Annotated in this window: 21 protein-coding genes; 10 read left to right on the forward strand and 11 right to left on the reverse strand. The window is 60.2% G+C overall.

The window, feature by feature from the left end; genetic code table 11:
• Positions 1-48: 48 nt before the first annotated feature.
• On the reverse strand, positions 49-684 hold the full coding sequence (locus tag B8783_RS07305; protein WP_084419521.1) for a hypothetical protein: 636 nt from the start codon (positions 682-684) through the stop codon (positions 49-51).
• Between the two features lie 216 nt (positions 685-900).
• Positions 901-1,179 (reverse strand): hypothetical protein, encoded by a 279-nt coding sequence (locus B8783_RS07310; RefSeq protein WP_139792281.1) that lies wholly within the window; start codon positions 1,177-1,179, stop codon positions 901-903.
• Between the two features lie 179 nt (positions 1,180-1,358).
• Between B8783_RS07310 and B8783_RS07315 the strand changes: the two genes are divergently transcribed.
• The 10 genes from B8783_RS07315 (at position 1,359) to B8783_RS07360 (ending at position 10,481) form a co-directional block, all read left to right on the forward strand.
• The gene (locus B8783_RS07315; protein ID WP_084419523.1) at positions 1,359-3,299 is read left to right on the forward strand and encodes a methylmalonyl-CoA mutase family protein; all 1,941 of its coding nucleotides are present in this window, start codon (positions 1,359-1,361) and stop codon (positions 3,297-3,299) included.
• Entirely contained in the window at positions 3,296-3,760 is a 465-nt protein-coding gene (locus B8783_RS07320; RefSeq protein WP_084419525.1) for a hypothetical protein, read from the forward strand. The genes B8783_RS07315 and B8783_RS07320 overlap by 4 nt, the downstream gene beginning before the upstream one ends.
• Positions 3,761-3,777: 17 nt before the next feature.
• Entirely contained in the window at positions 3,778-3,960 is a 183-nt protein-coding gene (locus B8783_RS07325) for a hypothetical protein (RefSeq protein ID WP_139792282.1), read from the forward strand.
• Positions 3,961-3,963: 3 nt separating this feature from the next.
• Positions 3,964-4,380, forward strand: a complete 417-nt coding sequence (locus tag B8783_RS07330; protein WP_084419529.1) for a hypothetical protein — start codon at positions 3,964-3,966, stop codon at positions 4,378-4,380.
• On the forward strand, positions 4,377-6,530 hold the full coding sequence (gene scpA, locus B8783_RS07335; protein WP_084419531.1) for a methylmalonyl-CoA mutase: 2,154 nt from the start codon (positions 4,377-4,379) through the stop codon (positions 6,528-6,530). Before B8783_RS07330 ends, scpA begins: the two co-directional genes overlap by 4 nt.
• A 42-nt stretch (positions 6,531-6,572) precedes the next feature.
• The gene (locus B8783_RS07340) at positions 6,573-7,535 is read left to right on the forward strand and encodes an endonuclease/exonuclease/phosphatase family protein (protein WP_084419533.1); all 963 of its coding nucleotides are present in this window, start codon (positions 6,573-6,575) and stop codon (positions 7,533-7,535) included.
• Positions 7,536-7,619: 84 nt separating this feature from the next.
• Entirely contained in the window at positions 7,620-8,108 is a 489-nt protein-coding gene (locus tag B8783_RS07345; RefSeq protein WP_084419535.1) for a hypothetical protein, read from the forward strand.
• A 14-nt stretch (positions 8,109-8,122) separates the two neighbouring features.
• Positions 8,123-8,524, forward strand: coding sequence for a metallopeptidase family protein (locus B8783_RS07350; protein WP_084419537.1), 402 nt, complete (start codon positions 8,123-8,125; stop codon positions 8,522-8,524).
• Between the two features lie 97 nt (positions 8,525-8,621).
• Complete coding sequence (locus tag B8783_RS07355; RefSeq protein WP_084419539.1) at positions 8,622-10,055, forward strand: amidase; 1,434 nt, start codon at positions 8,622-8,624, stop codon at positions 10,053-10,055.
• 30 nt (positions 10,056-10,085) lie between these two features.
• The gene (locus B8783_RS07360; RefSeq protein WP_084419541.1) at positions 10,086-10,481 is read left to right on the forward strand and encodes a GFA family protein; all 396 of its coding nucleotides are present in this window, start codon (positions 10,086-10,088) and stop codon (positions 10,479-10,481) included.
• Here the strand turns inward: B8783_RS07360 and B8783_RS07365 are convergent.
• From B8783_RS07365 to B8783_RS07405, 9 genes are all read right to left on the reverse strand, one after another.
• A complete protein-coding gene (locus B8783_RS07365; RefSeq protein ID WP_084419543.1) occupies positions 10,478-11,044 on the reverse strand; it encodes a periplasmic heavy metal sensor in 567 nt (188 codons plus the stop codon). The two genes, B8783_RS07360 and B8783_RS07365, sit on opposite strands and share 4 nt — an antisense overlap.
• A complete protein-coding gene (locus B8783_RS07370) occupies positions 11,041-11,517 on the reverse strand; it encodes a hypothetical protein (RefSeq protein WP_084419545.1) in 477 nt (158 codons plus the stop codon). Before B8783_RS07370 ends, B8783_RS07365 begins: the two co-directional genes overlap by 4 nt.
• Before the next feature lie 2 nt (positions 11,518-11,519).
• A complete protein-coding gene (locus tag B8783_RS07375; RefSeq protein ID WP_084419546.1) occupies positions 11,520-12,056 on the reverse strand; it encodes a sigma-70 family RNA polymerase sigma factor in 537 nt (178 codons plus the stop codon).
• A gap of 83 nt (positions 12,057-12,139) precedes the next feature.
• Positions 12,140-12,628, reverse strand: coding sequence for an EF-hand domain-containing protein (locus B8783_RS07380; RefSeq protein ID WP_084419548.1), 489 nt, complete (start codon positions 12,626-12,628; stop codon positions 12,140-12,142).
• Positions 12,629-12,675: 47 nt separating this feature from the next.
• Positions 12,676-15,405, reverse strand: coding sequence for a bifunctional [glutamine synthetase] adenylyltransferase/[glutamine synthetase]-adenylyl-L-tyrosine phosphorylase (locus tag B8783_RS07385; RefSeq protein ID WP_084419549.1), 2,730 nt, complete (start codon positions 15,403-15,405; stop codon positions 12,676-12,678).
• Between the two features lie 13 nt (positions 15,406-15,418).
• Positions 15,419-16,822, reverse strand: coding sequence for a sensor histidine kinase (locus tag B8783_RS07390; RefSeq protein ID WP_084419550.1), 1,404 nt, complete (start codon positions 16,820-16,822; stop codon positions 15,419-15,421).
• Positions 16,819-17,493 (reverse strand): winged helix-turn-helix domain-containing protein, encoded by a 675-nt coding sequence (locus B8783_RS07395; protein ID WP_084419551.1) that lies wholly within the window; start codon positions 17,491-17,493, stop codon positions 16,819-16,821. The genes B8783_RS07390 and B8783_RS07395 overlap by 4 nt, the downstream gene beginning before the upstream one ends.
• Positions 17,494-17,514: 21 nt before the next feature.
• Positions 17,515-19,050 (reverse strand): Do family serine endopeptidase, encoded by a 1,536-nt coding sequence (locus B8783_RS07400; protein ID WP_084419552.1) that lies wholly within the window; start codon positions 19,048-19,050, stop codon positions 17,515-17,517.
• Positions 19,051-19,171: 121 nt separating this feature from the next.
• The gene (locus B8783_RS07405; RefSeq protein ID WP_084419553.1) at positions 19,172-20,404 is read right to left on the reverse strand and encodes a bifunctional alpha/beta hydrolase/OsmC family protein; all 1,233 of its coding nucleotides are present in this window, start codon (positions 20,402-20,404) and stop codon (positions 19,172-19,174) included.
• Positions 20,405-20,471: the final 67 nt, after the last annotated feature.

Below are 20,471 nucleotides of genomic sequence, written 5' to 3' on the forward strand. Positions count from 1 at the left end.
CTCCTCATGGATTGGATTTTGCGCCACCGCCACCGGCAACGCTACCCCTCAAAACATCACCAGCGCGTCTCCCGCTGTTTCGGCCCAGGCAGCTTCGTCCTTTACCTCCCAGGGGTTGCAGGGGAGCCAGGTGGGGCATTTGGGGAGCCGGCGTGGGAGTGGCTGACCAGCCGGCCAGCTTACCTGTCCGTCCGGCGCGATAATCGCGCCGCGATGGCGCAGGCGTTGATAATAGGCGGCGATGCGGCGCCAGGCTTCCAGCGGGTCAGGATTTGCGCTGGTGGCCATGACGCGCTCGAAGAGGTCTAATGAGGCCGCGTTGTAGGGCGGCCTGTCAGTGTCCTTGGCGATGCGCCGCGCCAGCCGATCACGCAGCAATTCGAGCTTGCGGGTCTCGGCCTCAATGGCGCCCGCCTCTTCCAGCCGGCCAAGCCCGGCGAGGCTGACCGTCCATTTCGCCAGCCGCGCAATCCGCGCATTGAGCGTTTCAACGGCCATGTCGCATTTTCGGAAGCCAAGAAGCGCGGCCCATTTTTTGGCGGTCGTGTCGGAGAGGCTGACGGCGGCGCCAGCGGCCTCATAGGTCTCCCCGGCGCGCAGTTTCGCTTCGATGGTCCGCACCGCCAGCATCCGGCCGAGCGGGATGAGTTCAATCGGGTCGGCGGGGTCGGGTGGTTCACTCATACTGGGGAGAGTGCCCCGTAAAGAGATCTCGGCGGACGAAATTGCCAGATCAGGCGTAGCGATGGACAGCTTTTCCGGGAAACGCGTTTTCCAGGCCGAAAACCGGATCACACCGGCCGAAACGGGCCTGAAAATACACCCTCTATGGGGGACACCGCTACGACACCGTCCCTGACGCTCCAAGCGGGGCGGCTATCCCCAAAAGGTCCGACCGGATTAGTCGCCCGTGTCCGACAATCGTGACCGCATCAGATCCAGCCAGGCGGCCTGGCGATGGATGAGGCTGATCAGGTCATTCGGGTCCCCCTCGGCGATCAGCTGGTCGAGCCAGAGTTTCGTGACATTGGCCTGACTGTCGATCCAGTCGAGCACCCGCGCAGGCGGCTCAGCGCGATGGTCACGGTGGGTGCATCCCTGCGCCGTTGGTGTGTCGACGCCCATTTGCCGATCTGTTGTCACCCTTGAATATTCGCTTTGTTGCAGTGCGTAGGCCATATCCGATCTCTCCTTGTCTAGTTGCGACTCATTCTCATTTGCAAGGAAGTCGCTGGCGTCGTCAAGTGTCGATTTCGCCATATGGCGCGCTTTGCCGCTCCTGACGCAATGGAAAGGCTTGACCTTCTACCCGGCTCAAACCCTATACAGACCAGCACAGAGCGATGTACGGGTAAGGTATGGCAGACGGTTTTCTTGAACTCAGCGGCGCATTCGACGATGCGACCGAGGCAGAATGGCTTGCAGCGGTCGAAAAGGCCCTGAAAGGCGGCGGGCTGGAACGCATCACGCGCAGCAGCGACGATGGAATCGCCATTCGTCCGCTGTATCGTGAGAGCGACTTTCAAAGTGCGACAGACCCGCGCGGGCTGCCCGGCGCTGAACCGTTTCTGCGCGGCGCCGAGGCCGAGCCGGACCCGTTCCTGCCTTGGGATATCCGACAGGTCTTTACGCACCCCGATCCGGAAGTGACCAATCAGGAAGTCCTGCGCGACCTTGAGCGCGGCGTCTCTTCTCTTGAAATATCGGTCGACTGCACCGGACAGGAAGGCGTCGCCATCCATGATGCAGACACGCTGGCCACGGCGCTTTCCGGGATTGATGCCAGCATTGCGACCATCGCTCTTGATCATCGCGGCAAAGGCTCCGGCACCTCGGTTGCCGGACTGCTCGCGCTCTGGGGCGAAGATCACGGAAAAGCGGAAGCTTTGAAGTTTTCCTTCAATATTGACCCTATCGGCCTTCTCATGCGGACTGGCGAAGTTGAAGGCGGAATCGACTCTGCATTCGAGCGAACAGCAGAGCTCTCACGCCTGCTTTGCCTGCGCTATCCGAACTCCACCACGCTTCGCGTCGATTCCCGTCCTGTGCACGAAGCTGGCGGCTCTGAGGCCCAGGAACTTGGCGCGCTGATGGCCCACGCGGTCGACACGATGCGCCGCCTCGACGCCACGGGGTATGACGTCAACGCCCTGCCCTCGCAGACCGTTTTCACGGTCGCGACCGGCGCCAATTACGGCCTCGAAATCGCCAAGCTGCGGGCGGCCCGCCGTCTCTGGGCACGGGTACAGGACGCCATGGAGATCGACGTTGAGCCGATGCTTCTCCAGTCGGTCAGCTCAGCGCGCATGCTGACGCGTTATGATGCGTGGACGAACATGCTGCGCAATACGGCGGCCTGTTTTGCAGGGTCTGCTGGCGGCGCTGATATCGTCACCGTCCGCGCTTTCAACGAAGCGCTCGGCGTGCCTGAAGAGCTGGGCCGGCGCACCGCCCGCAACACGCAGATTATCGCGATGGAAGAGTCCGGCCTTGGCCGCGTCGCAGACCCGGCAGGCGGCTCATGGTTTGAGGAAACGCTGGCCAGCGATCTGGCTGAAGCGGCCTGGAAGGAATTCCAGCAGATTGAGGCCGAAGGCGGGCTTGTGAAAAGCCTCGAAGCAGGCGCCCTCCAAGGCCGTATCGCGGACATGCGCGATGCCCGGTTCAAGGCCATCGCCAAGCGCAAAATCCCGCTGACCGGCGTCAGCGAGTTTCCGCTTCTGGACGGCGAAGACGCCCCGACGGCTGAGATCAAGTTTGAGAGCAAAGCCGCTGCCGTCTCAAGCGAAGGGCTTCGTTCCTTCCTGAAAGACCTGCCCGATAAATCAGGATCCGCCACCACGGCGGACGCACTAACAACCATTCATCTGGCGCGTGACTTCGAAACCCTGAGGGACCGCGCCGCAGCGCATGAACAGGCCAAAGGCGCCCTGCCCGCGATCTACATCGCGACGCTCGGTCCGCTCGCCGAACACAATGCCCGCGTCGACTTTGCCCGCAACCTCTTCGCCGCTGGCGGTATCGTCGCCAAGGAGCCGACCGTTCCGCCAGAAAGCCCCGAAGACATTGCGGCTGGCTTCAAGGCCTCTGGCTGCCGCATCGCCGTCATTTGCGGCGCTGACAAACGCTATGAGGCCGAAGCGGGCGACGCGGCACGCACGCTCAAAGAGGCGGGTGCCCAGCGCGTCTTCATCGCAGGCAAGGCCGAAGCGCCCAATGTCGACACGCCTATTTTCATGGGCTGCGATGCCGTCGATGTTCTGGAACTGGCCCAGGCCGAACTGGGAGTTGCGAAATGAACCGCATCGCAATGGCCGCCATTGCATCCGGCGCAGGTTTGCTGAGCGCCTGCTCAACCGGATCGGCTGATCCTCGCATTGTCGGCAAGTGGAATTGCCGGGGGGTGAACACGGCGGAGCGGCTCGAATACAATACCGCCATCCACTTCAAGTCCAGCGGGTCTTACGAAGCGACCTCGACCATTGAAGGCGACGAGAAGGGCCAAAAGGTCCGGATTCAGATGATTGAAAAGGGCAAGTGGTCTGTCGACGGCAACACTTTTACCGACAGCCCATCCGGCAAGTCGAAAATCACGTCCGTCACGGTTGGATCGAACAGTTTGCCTGAAGAATTCTACGAGCAGATTGCCAATGAATATTACGCAAAACAGGACGCCTCGGACAGCGTTTCGCAGATCGTGACACTGACAGAGACCGATTTGACGCTCGACGATGGCATGAAGCTGTTCTGCGAACGATGAGCCAAGGAGCGAAACCGATGACTACACTCCCCGATTTCACCAAAGTCGACCTTGGCACGCTTAAAGGCGCTGGCGCCCAGCGCGTCTTCATCGCCGGCAAGACCGAAGCGCCTTATGTCGACACGCCGATCTTCATGGGATGCAACGCCGTCGAAGTGCTGGAACTCGCCCAGGCTGAACTCGGAGTTGCGAAGGGCTAGCACGTGGAACGCGACTACGATCATCTCTCCAAGGCCGAACGCAAACAGGCTATTGAAATTGAGGAGCGGCTGCGTGGGCCTTCCGGGCGCATGCCACTTGCATGGGAGCTGAAGCGTCGAAAAGAGCATCTCGAGAAAGTCAAACCAAGACTTGAGAAACGTTTCCGTCTGCTTCTTCTGGTTTCGGCGCCTACCGGCGCCATTGCATTCATCATCTGTATCGCATCCAGGCTTGGCTGGCTGAATTTCTCCAATGACTGGGCATTGGTCGCGCTTCTGGCTGTCGTTTTGCTTCCGGCAGGGCTTGTTGAACTTTGGGCCCGGTGGCCATTGATGAACATGCCGGGCAACATCGACGAACTGAACACTGAACTGATGATACTGGACACCTACATCGAGCGAAAGGAACCGTCTCAATGACATTCCCCGATTTCACTAAAGTCGACCTTGGCACGCTTGATGGCAAGGCGCCTTCTGGCCCCCGTAAACGGACGCTGGAAACGCCGGAAGGCATTGATCTGGCGACCGCCTATTCGGCTGAGGACACCCAAGGCCTCGACTTTCTCGACGACTTTCCGGGCCTCGCGCCATTTGGCCGTGGCCCCTACCCGACCATGTATACGCAGCGCCCCTGGACCGTGCGCCAATATGCCGGCTTCTCCACCGCTGAGGACTCCAACGCCTTCTACCGGCGCAATCTCGCGGCGGGCCAAAAAGGCCTCTCAGTTGCCTTCGATCTTGCAACCCACAGGGGATATGACTCTGACCATGTTCGCGTGACAGGCGATGTTGGGATGGCCGGTGTGGCCATCGACAGCATCTATGACATGCGCACGCTCTTCTCAGGCATCCCGCTCGACCAAATGTCGGTGTCGATGACGATGAACGGCGCCGTGCTGCCAATTCTGGCGCTCTATATTGCAGCGGCTGAGGAACAGGGCGTCACGCCAGACAAGCTCGCCGGGACGATCCAGAACGACATCCTCAAAGAGTTCATGGTGCGGAACACCTATATCTACCCGCCCAAGCCAAGCATGCGCATAATTTCGGACATCTTCGCCTACACGTCTGAAAACATGCCAAAATATAACTCCATCTCGATCTCCGGCTACCACATGCAGGAAGCTGGCGCGACGGCGGACCTGGAGCTTGCCTACACGCTCGCCGATGGCATCGAATATATTCGCGCCGGCATCGCAGCGGGCCTCGACGTCGACAAGTTCGCGCCGCGCCTCTCCTTCTTCTGGGCGATTGGCATGAACACCTTCATGGAAGTCGCCAAAATGCGCGCGGCCCGCCTTCTCTGGGCAAAACTGGTGGCAAAGGAGTTCTCTCCGAAGAATTCGAAGTCGCTCTCGCTGCGCACACACAGCCAGACCTCTGGTTGGTCGCTGACGGCGCAGGACGTCTATAACAATGTCATCCGCACCTGCCTCGAAGGCATCGCGGCTGTCGGCGGACAGACCCAGTCGCTGCACACAAACAGCTTCGACGAAGCGCTCGCCCTACCAACCGATTTCTCGGCCCGCATTTCGCGTAACACGCAGCTCTTCCTGCAACAGGAAGGCGGCGCGGCCCAGACAATCGACCCATGGGGCGGCTCTTACTATGTCGAGCGCCTGACGCATGACCTCGCGGCCAAGGCGCTCGAACATATCGAGGAAGTCGAGAAGCTCGGCGGCATGCGTAAGGCCATCGAAGAAGGCGTGCCGAAGCTGCGCATTGAGGAAGCCGCCGCCCGCACGCAGGCGCGTATCGATAGCGGCGAACAGACCGTCGTCGGCGTCAACAAATTCCTGCTTGATCAGGATGAGGATGTGCCGGTTCTGAAAGTGGATAATGCCACCGTCCGCCGCATGCAGCTTGATAAGCTGAAACGCCTCAAGGCTGACCGGGATCAGGCCGAAGTCGACGCCAAGCTGGACGCCATTGCTGCGGCCGCTGCCGGCACAGAAGGCAATTTGCTTGCCCTCGCCGTCGATGCCGCCCGCGCCAAGGCGACCGTCGGTGAAATCTCCGAAGCGGTTGAACGCAGCCAGGGTCGCCATCAGGCGGTTATCCGCTCGATCAAGGGCGTCTATGGCGGCTCCATCGGTAAGGATGAAAAGGCTGAAATGGCCCGCTCGCTCGCCATTGCCTTCGAAAACCAGAAAGGCCGCAAGCCGAAGATCTACATCGCAAAGATGGGACAGGACGGGCATGACCGCGGCCAGAAAGTCGTTGCGTCGGCCCTGATGGACCTTGGCTGGGACGTCGAAATCGGCCCCCTCTTCCAGACCCCGGAAGAAGCCGCCAAGAGCGCACGCGAAGCTGGCGTCGATATCGTTGCCGCCTCCTCGCTCGCGGCCGGGCACCTGACCCTCGTACCAGAGCTTCGCCGGGCGCTGGGCAATGAGGGCGCGGTGAAGACGCAGATCATGGTGGGCGGCGTTATTCCGCCCGGTGATTTCGATGCGCTGCGCACGGCAGGTGCCACCGCCATCTTCCCGCCAGGCACCGTCATCGCAGACGCCGCCCGCGCCATGCTGGAAGCCCTCGAAGACGGTCCCGTCGATACGGCTGCGGAGTAGACGCTGAGCAAGCTGATCGACATTGCGGGCGCGCTATTGGTGATGCTCGTTATCGGCTTTGCGGCGATCATCATCGCCGCGCAGCGGTCCGAGACTTTCTGGCTGTTTGACCTTCTCGGTCAGTTTCAGCTCGCCGCGCTGTGGGGCCTGCTGGGCGCGACGGCGTTTATGCTTGTGCCGGCATTTTTCAGCTCGTCACAGCGTAGCTATGGTCTTGTTATCGGGTTTGGTCTGATCATTCTGGCGATTGGCTGGCTCTCTGTGCGTGCGCCTCTCGATGCCCCGTCGCTTAAGGACGGACCAGCCATCAAAGTGTTTCAACACAATGTCTGGGCCAGTAATCCTGATCCCTCGCAGGTCGTGACTGCAGCCTTAGGCAGCGGCGCGGATATCGCCGCCCTCATTGAATATGAGAATGAGAGCTACGCCCCGTTTGAAGACAGGCTGTCAGCCCGCTGGCCCAGCAGCATTCAGGGCGACGCGCGTGACCGGGGCAACATTCGATTGCGGCTGATGACACGTTTTCCTGTGGTGGATAGCGAGACGCGCAGACCCGATCAGGGGCCAGCCTATTTGCGCGCGCGCCTCGCGACGCCTGACGGCGAGTTGACGGTGATCGTGGTGCATTTTACGCGGCCCTGGCCGTTCGCGCCGCGTTACGCGCAGATCAGCCAGCTGGAAAGCCTGCAGACTGAACTCGCCCGCATCAAAGGGCCGGTTGTCCTTCTGGGGGACTTCAACTCGGCGGCATGGGGACGGATTGCCAAACCGCTAAAGGGTGAAAGCAAGTTCCAGCTGATCAATAATCCTGCTGTCGGAACCTGGCCCGGCCGCCTGCGAGACCGCCAGACTGCGGACACGCTGGACTGGCCGAGGGCGCTCTCGATCCCGATTGATCTCACCTTCTGCCGCGGCCCGGTGATCTGCGCCAATCACAAGGTCGGCTCGGCAAATGGCTCGGACCACAGAGCGGTGACCTTTGAGTTGCAGCTCACCGACAGGTAATTTTGAACCGAATGTTCGCCCGTTGCGGCCTGATGCCCTAGATGTAAAAATACCCATTGTTCAGGTTCAGACAGGCGACAAATCATGAAACGTTTCTCAACGCTGGCGACAGCTTCAGCCCTTACTGCAATGGCAGCTGCCGCTGCGCCTGTGACCCCTGATCAGGCCGAAGCGCTGCTCGTCGAAAACGGCGCGACCGATATCGATGTTCAGGCCCCAAAACCTGGCTCCGTCACGATCGCCGCCACGCTGGACTCCGGGTATGACATCATCCTGAGACTGGGCGGTTGTGACGAGGAAGGTGGCTGTGATTATGCCCTGTTCTTCGTCAACTTTACGCCTGAAAGCACGTCAACGGACGACATGATCTACAAGACGATCATGTATAATGACAGCTTCCCGTTCGGTCGGGCCTTCGCTATTTTCGATAAGGCCGAAGAGCAGACCACCGTGACGGCTGTCGGGGTCGATTATACGCTGGACCTGACAGAAGAAACGACGCTCGACGCTGGTGATATCGCCACCTTCGAGACAATCATTGAGACTTATATCGGCTACTGGACGTCTAACTGAGCGGACTCCGTTTCATGACCGATGAGCCTGACCTCGATGAATTTCGCGAGATGACGGAAGCGGCCTATCTCGGCCTACCTGAAGCTTTCCGGCGCGCGGCAGGCCGCATCTCGATCCATGTGCGCGACCTGGCGGAACCTGACGTGCTCGCCGAGCTTGGAATCGGCAATCCGATGGGCCTCACGGGGCTCTATCAGGGCATTCCACTGATCCATGACAGCGTAAGCCATCCTAGCCCCGATGAGGCGAAGATCTTTCTCTATCGCAAGCCCCTGCTCGCCGAAATCCGGACGCGGCCAGGCACCAGCCTGCAGGAATTGATCGAACATGTCGTCATCCATGAGCTTGGCCATCATTTCGGGTGGTCCGATGAAGAGATGCATGACCTGCTGGATGAAGAGGGTCACGAGCACTAACGGACTTGCCTCGGGACATGCTTGCGAAGGGCCGTCTGGACGCCGATAACAGACAAGCACTGGCAGGCAGATATCTGCAACCAACAGGGAGAGACACGTGAAGGGTTTTGGAGAGTATGACGCCACGGGGCTTGCCGCCCTCGTCAAAAGCAAAGACGTGTCGCCGACAGAGCTGCTGGATGCCGCGCTGGAAAGTGCCGGCGAGGCCGGTGACAAGCTGAACTGCTTCTCCAAGATCTTTGAGGACCATGCCCGCGCGCAGCTGAAATCAGGCCTGCCTGATGGCCCGTTTACGGGCGTTCCGTTTGCGGTGAAAGACCTTGGTGCGCGGCTGAAAGGCCTGCCGATCACTAATGGGTCACGCGCCTTCAAGGACAATGTCGCCGACATGGACGCAACGCTAGTGAAGCGCCAGCGTGAGGCCGGCTTGGTGATCTTCGCGCAAACGACCAGCCCGGAATTTGGCCTCACCACCTCGACGGAGAGCGCCCTTTACGGACAGACGCGCAATCCGTGGGATACGTCGCGAACGTCTGGCGGCTCGTCTGGCGGGGCGTCGGCCACGGTCGCCTCAGGCGTCATCCCGATGGCGCATGCGAGCGACGGCGGCGGCTCTATCCGTATTCCAGCGGCCTGCACGGGCCTCGTCGGTCTGAAGCCGTCGCGTGGCCGGGTGCCGATGGGCCCGCCCATTTCCGAAAACTGGTTTGGCCTCTCGACCAATCACTGCGTCTCAAGGTCCGTGCGCGACAGCGCCGCCCTGCTGGATGCGACGCATGGTATGGAGCCAGGTGCCCGCTATGTTGCGCCGCCGCCAGAGCGACCGTTTCTCAGCGCGCTGGACGCTGATCCGAAACCATTGCGCATCGCGCTCTGGCAGACCGCGCCAAACGGCATGACGCCCGACAATGAAGCGCAGGCCGGGCTGGAGAGTACGCGCAAACTGCTCGAGAGCCTCGGCCACACCGTTATAGAGGCAGGCCCGACGCTGGACGGTGAAGCGCTCGGCAAAGGCATGATGATGATGGTCTCATCCTCCATGGCCTCTATTGCCGACGAGCGGGAAGCCCATTTCGGCCGCAAGATCGGGCCGGAAGATTTCGAGCCGGTGTCCCTGCGCTTTGTCGAGCTTGGACGGACCATCCCGATGGGTGAGCTGGTGAAGACGAATAATGCCTTCTCCGAAGCGGCCTATGCCCTCGAGACATTCATGGATGGGGGCAAGTTTGACCTGTTGCTGGCCCCAACGCTCTCGCAGCCCCCCGTCGAACTTGGCCTGCTAAGTCTCGATCCGGCGGATTTTGACGCCTATGGCGAGCTGATCGGCAACTTTGCGGCCTGGTGTCCTGTCTTCAACCAGACAGGCTGGCCGGCCATCTCATTGCCGCTGCACTGGACCAAGTCCGGCCTGCCACTCGGCATGATGTTCGGCGCGCGTCTCGGCCGGGAAGACTTGTTGTATGCCCTCGCCGGGCAGATCGAACGGGCCGCCCCTTGGGCTGATAGACGGCCCCCTAACTGGTTTGCATAAGGCTTTGAGAGAACGGAAAAGCGAGGCGGCATGACGGCGCTAAAATCAGAAGAAGGCGGTTGCCATTGCGGCGCCGTGCGGTTTCGCGTGGACCTGCCAGCCCATGTCGAGGTTGAGGACTGCAATTGCTCGATCTGCGCGATGAGTGGCAATGATCACATCATCGTGCCGGCCAGCCGGTTTGAACTCATCAAAGGCGCCGATGACCTGACCGAATACCGGTTCAATAGCCGAACCGCGCGGCATCTGTTCTGTCGCGTCTGCGGCGTCAAAAGCTTCTACGTTCCGCGTTCAAATCCGGACGGATATGCCGTGACATGGCGATGCCTGGATAACTGGCGGGCGCTGGACGCCACGGTGACCCGATTTGATGGCCAGAACTGGGAAGCCAATGCCGCCGCTTTGGCCCACAAATCGAAAGACTAGCGCTCTAACGGGGGCGATGGCCGGTCCCGCATCGGCCCGTCTGGAGACTCGCGGCGACCATTCCCGTCCCAGTGCCCGCGACGTTCGCGCCGTTCCTGGCGGCGGCTTTCTACCTCTTCCAGCCAAGTGACCAGTTCGGCGCGCTGGGCATCAGACAGACCTGAAAGCTGCTCTGACAACACCGTCTGGAAAGACCGCGTCAGCTCCGTATCGGTCCTCCGCATACGCTCGAACGCCTGGTCGACGGCGGTTTTGTTGTAAGGCGTCTGGGCCAGCGCTTCGGTGAGCGCATCGCGCGCCTCCCGTTTGTCCTGAAAGCGTTCACGGGAGTCCATAAAGGCGCTGCGGAAGGCCTGTCGGATTTCATTGCGTTCGCCTTCGGGAACGATCTGATCAATGCCTCTGGCGATCGTGAAATCACCTCCCCCGCCCCTGGGCGGACCGCGGTGATCGCTACGTGGTGCGAGCCGGTCTCCCAGAACGAGACCGACCAGGAGCGCATTTGCAATGAGCGACACCGCCAAAGCGATCGCTAGCGGTGAGAGACGTTTCAAAGCACTCATCCAACTACCTCATCATCCATATAGGTTTCAAACGCATCATAGCCGAGGGCGCCATAGATGACCTCCTCCGCCTCCGTTTGATAATCATAAACTGGGGATGCTGCAGCTGTCGTGTAGCCAACAAAAAGCCCCATAACGAGGCTGGCAAGCGCCGCGCCTGCCGGCCAGCGAATGCCATTTGGCATGATGAGACCCGCCAGAGACTGCAGAATGCCACCTCGTTGCTGAGGCGCGGCAGGCGCATCGGCGAGGAGACGTTCTGCAAGCCCGGCTGGCGGTTCGACGAACGCATCCTGTTCGATGACAAGATCCAGCGCGCGTGCGTCTTCGAGAGCGGAGGCAAACCGCGACGGATCGGAGGCCAGCAGGCGCTCTGCGGCGGCGCGCTCATCCTCAGGCCAGGCCCCCGGTTCTGCGCCATAGGCTTCGATCAATACGAAAAGCCGATCATCGGTCATGTTTTCTTTGGTCATTCCTATTGTCCTTCCGCCAGCATTTGCCTGAGCTTTCTTCGCGCTCTTGCAAGCAGGCTTTCCAGTGCCTCGACGCTGACATCCATGGCGGCGGCAGCTTCAATATTTCCCATTCCCTCGAACGCGCAAAGCGTAATCGCTTCTTTCTGGCGTTCGGGCAGCCCATCAATCATCGCCGAGATTTGAGACCCAGCCTGTCTGGACTGCAAGGCCTGGTCCGGCCTTTGTCCGGCATCGGCCTGCTCGGGTAGCTCTTCCATCAGAACGGGCGACTTTTTGCGTAATCGGTCCCGGCAGAGATTGATTGCCACGGTGCAGGCCCATGTCGAGAATTTCGCACGCTCTTGCCAGTCCGGAAGCATCTTCCAGGCCCTCAGAAAGGTCTCCTGGGTCACGTCTTCTGCCTCTTCCCGGTCTTTCAGCATGCGATAAGCCACACGCCAGATGACCGGCATGTGGCGATTGATCAACGCGGTCTGGGCCTGCCGGTCTCCGGCTGCAGCACGCGCGATCTGATCTCTTTCTGAAAAAGCTGACACAAGCGCAGATTAGTGACACCGGCGAAGGAAGCGAGGGAGGAAATCACTTCAAGCCCTCCACCGGTGTCAGCCATCGATCAGGCCTAGTCGCGCTTACCGTGATCGCCATGGTCGCCGCGATGATGCCAACCGTGCCGGCCGCCGCGATGGCGCTTCATCTTTTCCAGTTCATCGCTGGACAGGACCTCGTCGCCATTGGCATCGATGCTATCGAACATTGGCATGCCACGCGTTTCAAACTCGTCGATGGAGATGACGCCGTCACCGTTTGCGTCCTGAAGCTCAAACATACGCTGTTTCATCATTTCCATACGGCGCGTGCGTTCGGCTTCTCGCCAAGCTTCAAGTTCAGCCATGGACAGATTGCCATCCGAGTTGGTGTCGGCCTCAGAGAATTTTTCAGCTTTCACGGCCTCGATTTCGGCCTTTGAGATCGCACCGTCCGAATTGGCGTCAAACTTCTCGATCATATAAGCCTCGCGGCTACCTTCATTCTCGTCAGCAAGGGCGAAGCCGGCAACGCCGACAGCGGTTGAAGCAGCGAGGATCGTAGCGAATGCAAGTTTCTTCATTTCGGGTCTTCCTTTTTTTGTTACCCGAATGGTGAAACGAACCAGTGTCAGCTTTCCGTCGCGAGCGGCCCGATTTTTTTGCAGCGAATTTCTGAAACAGCTTTTCTGACTTCCGTGTAGCGGTGGTCCAAGACGTCAAAACCGGGACAATCGGCCGCCAGGGATAGCCTGTTGCGCAAGCCGCGCGAGAAGAGGTCCGATGTCGTCTCAGACCCGACGGCCACACGCTGGATCTGCTGCAGGGATTGAAGAAACCGGAAAGCGTGGGACAGCGTTTTCGCTTCATCGTCGGTCAGATAACCAGCATCCGACAAGCCTTCTATGGCGTCAGGTATGCGCGCTTCGACCAGCGTTTCATCTCCGCAGGTGAGCATACCGACCTGCAGGATGAACTCCAGATCAACGAGGCCGCCATCCTCCAGCTTCAGATCCCATCGCCCGCCCGGCGGACGTTCCCGCCAGAGGCGTTGGCGCATGTCTCGCGCATCGGCCAGCGCCGTTTCCGGCGGCTTTCCGGTGACGATGGCATGTCTTGCAATCGCCTCCATCTTCTCGCCCAACGCGTCTTCGCCGGCGACGAAGCGCAAGCGCGTCAGCGCCATCAGCTCCCACGTCCAGGCGTCCTCATGCTGGTATCGGTCAAAGGCTTTCAATGACACTGCCACAGGCCCGGCGCGGCCAGACGGGCGAAGCCGCATATCGACCTCGTAGAGGCTGCCTTCAGCCGTCTCAGCTGAGAGCGCCGTAATCAGGCGTTGGGCAAACTTGGTGAACCAGTGACCGGCTTCGGCAACGAGCTCCTCGTCGGCTTCATAGACGATGATGAGATCAAGGTCGGAGCCTGCCGTCAGCTCTCGCCCGCCTAGCTTGCCGAGGGCGCCGACGGCCCATTGACCCGGCTGCGGTCCGTATTTTCTGGCGGTCTCGATCGCGGCAGCATCGGCCATCAGGCTGATGCAGGTATCGGCAAGGTCGGTCCAGGCGAGCGCCGCCTCTGAGGCTGGCAGTAAGGAGTGAAGCAGCCTGTGGCCGATCAGGAAGGCCCGCTCATTCTGCCAGCGACGCACGTCATCCATCTGCCCTTCAAAATCAGCGCCCCGGTTAAGCGAGGGCGGAAACTCCTGCCAGTTGCTGGACAGAAGCGCCTCCAACAAGCCGGGCCTCCGTGCCAACATCTGGGAGAGGCGCGGCGCGATGGCCAGCGTGGTGACAAGATCATCCAGCAGATCAGGTTCAGCGACCAGCATGGAAAGCGTCTGGATGCCCGCCCGCAAGCCTTCAAAGAACTGGCTGAACCGCGTGAAGGCAATGTCCGGCTCACCTGTCTTGCTCATCGCGACCAGCATGTCCGGCAAAAGGGCTGTCAGAAGGCCACGGCCGCGTTCGGTGCGGGTCGCGGGCGTCTTGCCGCGGTGCCATGACTGGATCGAGGCAATGACGCGCGAGGGATTCGAGAAGCCGAGCGAGGACAAAGTGTGAAGCGTGCCCGGGTCATCATCGACGCCGGTAAAGACGAGATTGCCTTGCGCCGCGGAGTCCGCCATCCGCTCCTCGCCTGCAAACAGATCACGGTAATGACGACTGACCAGCTGGCGGGTCGCCTGTAGCTCGCTATCAAACGCATCGAGGTCGTCGAAGCCGCAGAGTTTGGCGAGGCGGGTGCGTTTGCCCTGGTCGGCCGGCACGAGATGGGTCTGCTCGTCTTCCATCATCTGGATGCGGTGTTCGACATGTCGCAGCACGCGGTAGGCGCCGGCAAGATCATCTGCGACGGACTGCTCAACCGCGTTTGCCGCGACCAGCGCATCGAGGCTTCGGAGCGTCTTGCGGTCACGCAGGAAGTCATTGCGGCCGCCCATGATGATCTGCTGGGTCTGGACGAAGAATTCGATCTCACGGATGCCGCCCGGCCCGAGTTTGACGTCAGGTGCCTTGTCGTGGAGGTCATCCTTGCCGGACTTCGCATTGATCATGCGCTTGATCGCCTGAACGTCGGCAATCGCCCAATAGTCCATGTGGCGGCGCCAGACGAAGGGTTTGAGGCTGTCGAGGAAATGGGCAGCGGCATTGCGGTCACCAGCGACATGCCGCGCCTTGATCCAGACCATTCGCTCCCAGTTCTGGCCAACGCTCTCATAGTAAATCTCAGCCATGCGCGTTGAAACGGCAGGCGGGGTTGAGGACGGGTCGGGGCGCAAACGAAGGTCCGTGCGGAAAACATATCCGTCACCGGTCGTCTCCTGCAGGATACGCATGGTGTCCTTGATGACCTTGTTCGCCAGATCCTGAGCGGCGATGTCGCCCTCGGCAAACACAGCTGGATCAAAGAAGGCCGCCATGTCGATATCGGACGAATAGTTGAGCTCAAATGCCCCCATCTTTCCGAGCGCGATCATGAAAATGCCGGCGTCGCTGAGCTGGCGCTTGCGCAGGGCTGCTTTGAGCGCGGCAGCCGTGGCGGCGTTCGCAAAATCCGTGAGGTGGCCCGTAATCTCCGTAACGCCGGCCGAGGCGGAGAGGTCCAGCGCGGCGACCGCGATATGGTTGGAGAGCTTGGCGCGGCGCAGCGCCGTCATCACCTCGTCGATGTCTTCAAGCTCGCCCGCCGCCTTTGCAGCGGCCATAGCGGCCGCCTGCAGCGCATACCCACCTTGCGAGCGCAAGATTTCCATCGCATCTGGCGCACGTTTGGCCGCACGGGCAAGATAAGGCGCTAGCTCGCAGCCTTTGTCGAAGGCCGCGGCAGCCGTCTCTGAAAGAGGTTTGATATTTAGCATTTCGCCTGACGTCTTAGCGCTCTCGCGGCAAAGACAAAACAGCTTTCAGGCCCTGAGCTTCCGGCGGCCCGTTTGTCCACAGGAGATCAAGGTGTCCTTTATGGAGTTCGGCCACCGAATCCACAAGCGCCAGCCCCAATCCGGACCCCGATTGCGTTCGCGCCTCATCGAGCCGGAAGAAGCGTTCCTTAGCACGCTCGCGCATATGTTCGGGTATACCGGGCCCGGTATCGGCAACCGTGATGACGATATTGTCCGACGTCCGTTTGGCCGAGAACCAGATCCGTCCGCCTTCGGGCGTGTATTTGATGCCATTGTCGAGAAGGTTCGAGACAGCCTGGGCGATCAGCTCCCGGTCCCCGAGCACGGTCAGGCTGGCGGCGATATCGCTCTCGAAGGTCAGACCGGCAAACTCGCAGGCCGGCTCATAAAGCTCTGCAAGCTCGGCCAGAACAGCGCCAAGATCGAAGCGGACCAGCCGACCCTCAGCGCCGGCATCGAGCCGGGAAAGGCGCAAAATGGCATTGAAGGTCGTGAGGATGCTGTCGACCTCCTCCACCGTATGGGCGAGGGTCTCGCGGGCGCCCTCTTCTCCCATATCGCTGATCAGCGCGCTCTCCAGCCGATTGCGCAGGCGCGACAGGGGCGAGCGAAGGTCATGCGCGATGGCATCGCCGGCATGGCGGCTGGAGGCCATCAGGCGTTCAAGCTTTTCGAGCATGGTATTGAGATGGGTCGCCAATCGGTCGAACTCATCTCCCGACCCGGCCACGGGCGCCCGGATGGAAAGGTTGCCTGCGACGATCTCTTCGGTCGTGCGGGTGAGCTGTTCAGCCCGGCGTGCCGCGTACCGTGAGATCAGAATCCCGCCGATAAGCGCGAGCAAGACCACAATGGGCGCTGCGGTCGTCACGGCTTGCGTAATGCGCCGGACAATTCGGCCCCGCTCCCCTGTCTCGATCGCAACGAGCAGCACATTGCCATTGGTCAGCCGGACGATCCGGCCTTCAGCTTCTGTGACCGTCTGGCCACCATCGGCGCGGGGCATCTCAATGGAGAGGCTGACAATAGAAACCTCGCCTACCGTCTCTGGCGGCGAGACCGGCAGGTTTGGAAAATCGCCAATGATACGTTCGCCATCAGGCGTTTCCAGCTGATAGCGAAAAGGCGCCCCTGGTACGAGCGCCCTTTCTATAACTGATTGCTCAAGACGTTCGAGGCCGCCTGTCCGGAAAGCCAGTTCGAGCGCGCCCATTTCCGCCTGTAGCCGTTCATCGGCCTCGGCCCGCAAGGAGCCGACTGTCGCCTGATACAAATAGGCGAGCAGCAGGAAGGAAAACAGCCCGAACAGGACTGAGTAGACGAGCGCCAGCCGGAACGTTGTCGTCCTGACGAAGGCAAACGGTCCAGACTTCATGCCTGAAGGCAGTAACCCGCACCGCGCACCGTCTGAAGCAGCGCCTCATCGAAATCCTTGTCGATCTTGGCCCGCAGGCGCGAGACATGGACGTCGATGACATTGGTCTGGGGGTCAAAATGATAATCCCAGACCTTCTCGAGCAACATGGTGCGTGTGACCACCTGGCCAGCATGACGCATCAGGAATTCGAGCAATCTGAACTCACGCGGCTGAAGATCAATTTTCTGCCCATCGCGCCAGACCTTGCGGGACAGAAGGTCCATTTCAAGATCCGCGACTTTCAGCTTCGTGACCGGCGGCTCGCCATTTGCCTGGCGTCGGCCAAGCGCTTCAACGCGTGCCGCCAGCTCGGACGGCGCAAACGGCTTGGCGAGATAGTCGTCAGCGCCGACTTTCAGGCCTTCGACCCGATTGTCGACATCCGACAGCGCCGAGAGAAAGAGGGCCGGCGTCTGCCCGCCCCCATTCCGGTATTCCTCAACCAGCTTCAGCCCGTCTTTCTGGGGCAGCATGCGGTCCACAACGAGGGCATCGAAGTCCCCGTCGCGGGCGTCGGCAAGGCCGTCTGCTCCATTCGTCGCAATCTTCACCTCATGACCTGCATCAGACAGGACCTTGTTGATGAAAGTCGCATGCTCGCTATCGTCTTCTATGACCAGTACGCGCATGTGCGAGAACTCCTCTAAAGATCAATCTTTGGCTTTGTCGCCGATATCGGCAGTAACGAACATTGTCCGTTGACCGTTCCGCACCGCGAGCAGGATCTTGTCCCGGCCCTTTGCACGAACGTCTTCAATCGCCGATTTCAGGTCATCCACCGAGTTAAGCGGTGTGCCGGCAGCTGACAGAAGCGCCATCCCGGCCCGAACACCAATTTCACCCAGCGCACTGTCTTCTTTGATATCACCAACGATGAGACCCGGCTCATTTGCATCAAGTCCAAGCAGCTCACGCGCTTCGTTATCGAGCGGACGCACTGAAACACCGAGTGGGGCTTCTTCAGTTTTGCCATCATCCTTGGATGAGTCGCTGGAAGGCGCCTGAATAAGGGCGTTTGGATCTGCTGGACGCTCACCGACGGTCACGTCGATCGTCTGCATCTTGCCGCCGCGAAGCACCTCGAACTCATTCTCGGACCCGGCGAGAAGACCGCCAACCATCCGCGTAACGGACGTCGCATCGGTCGATTCCTTGCCGTTGACCGCAAGGATAATGTCGCCGCGTTTCAGGCCACCCTTCATGGCAGGGCTCTCATCGGTAACATCAGCGATGATCGCACCGCGCGCCTCGTCGAGGCCCTGGGCTTCAGCCATATCCTCGGTCACGTCCTGAATGGTAACGCCGAGCCAGCCGCGAGAGACCTTGCCATCCTTGATGAGCGCGTCTGTGACTTCGATCGCCAGTTCCGCCGGAATGGCAAAACCGATCCCGACAGAGCCACCTGTCGGTGAGAAAATGGCTGTGTTGACGCCGATCACACGGCCTTGAAGGTCAAAGGTCGGCCCGCCGGAATTGCCACGGTTGATGGCCGCATCGATTTGCAGGAAGTCCGTATATGGGCTGTCTCCGCCCAGCTCACGGCCATCGGCCGATAGAATGCCAGCTGTGGCCGTACCGCCAAGACCAAAGGGGTTACCGAGCGCGACAACCCAGTCACCCTTGCGCAGCGGTGTGTGGGATTCAAACTCGACATAAGGATAGGAGCCAGACTCAGTCACCTTGATCACGGCAAGGTCCGTCTGTGGATCGGTGCCGATCAGGGTCGCCTCAAGCTCGCGGCCATCTTCCATGACGACTTCAATCTCGGTTGCACTATCAACCACGTGATTGTTCGTGACGATGTAGCCCTCTTCGGAAATGAAGAAGCCTGATCCGAGCGACCGCGACTCACGGGTCCGCGGCGCTTCTTCTTCCTGCTCCTCTTGCCGCTCACGCATGTAATCGTCAAAGCCGGGCAGACCACGGAAGCGTTCGAAGAACTCTTCCATGTCATTCATGCCGCCAACTTCTCGCTCAGAAACCACATTGACGCTGACAACCGCAGGGCTGACTTCTTCGATGAGGTCCGCAAAGCTCATCGGCGCGCCCATTGGCGGCTCTATGGTGATGGGCTGCTTGGCATCTGCCTGCTGAAATGTCTGAGGAAGGAAGAAGACAGCGCCGGTCGCGCCTGCCCCCACGATTGCTGCCGCGAATGCCTGTTTCGAAATACCGAACGCTTTCATATTGCTCTCTCAAACTCCTCACAAAACTTTGTAAGCTGGATATTGTGCCTATTGTTCTACATGTGCCAGTGCTTGCACGAATTAAACATCATTTAGACATGAAAGTGGCAGGCGCTGCTTTTCACACATCTTGATCGGCTGCCGGTTTCATCGTGGTCCGGATCACTGACTGGCTTTCAAGCGTCCGATGGACCGGGCATTTGTCCGCAATCTCGATCAGGCGGGACCGCTGCTCGGAAGATAGCTGACCGTCGAGATCAATTTCCCGCGAAAATATATCAACCTTGTCGCCCGGCGCGCAGGTCTCGCAATCATCGATATGCGACCTTTCATGATTGACGCGGACGGTGACGCGCTCCAGCGGCCATGCCTTACGGGCCGCGTACATTCTGAGCGTGATGGACGTACACCCGCCGAGCCCCGCAGAGACCAGCGCATAAGGATCAGGCCCCGTCCCGGTGCCACCAAGGCTGGAAGGCTCATCCAGCATGAATGACCGGCCGTCGACAAAAACCTCGTTCTGATACGGCCCTGACTTCAGCGTCTCGCGGACGATCACATCATGGGTCTGGCGCACATGCTCATCTGTCGCCGCGTTCATCAGGTAGCGGCTGGCCCAGGCTTCGATGACACCTGCCGCATAGTCGGCAATTTCCGGCGCGTGCAGGAAATGGTCTGCATCATCGAGACTGACAAAGCTCTTGGGATGACGCGCCGCTGTGAACAGCTCCGACGCATTTTCGATAGCCACCGTTTCGTCGCCTGGGGCGTGCAGGAATAAGGTTGGCAGATGCAATTTGCCGACAAGCTCTGTGAGACGTGAGCGCCTGAGGTCATCAACGAGGCGTCGTGTGATGGTGAACGCGCGTCCGGCGAGCTGAACCTCGGCCTGGCCGTTTTGCTCAATCTCCGTCAGTTGATCGTCGAAATGGGCGAAGACGTGCGCTGGATCGGCCGGCGCAGCTATGGTGGCCACCGCCTTGATACTGTCGATCATTCCGGCGCCAACAAGCGCTGCAGCCCCGCCCAGCGAATGACCGACGAGCAGACCGACATCCCGCCCCTGCTCCTTCATCCATTCGGCGGCGGCGACCAGATCAGCCACATTGCTTGAGAAGGTTGTCTCTTCAAACTCGCCGCCAGACTCGCCGAGGCCGGTGAAGTCAAATCTAAGAACGCCGATCCCCCGCGCGGCCAAACCGCGAGAAACGCGCAGCGCCGCATGCGACTGTTTTGAACAGGTGAAACAATGCGCGAAAATCGCCCAGCCGAGCACGTCTCCAAATGGAAGCTCAAGTCGGCCGGAAATGATGTTGCCGCCATCACCGGCAAATTCAACGCTTTGGCTTTCCATGGTTTTATCTCCCGCCGACAGGTCTGCTAGAGATATGAACGCGAATGCCGACTTGCCAACTTTTAAA

The organism is Henriciella litoralis, from assembly GCF_002088935.1.
Lineage (GTDB): Bacteria > Pseudomonadota > Alphaproteobacteria > Caulobacterales > Hyphomonadaceae > Henriciella > Henriciella litoralis.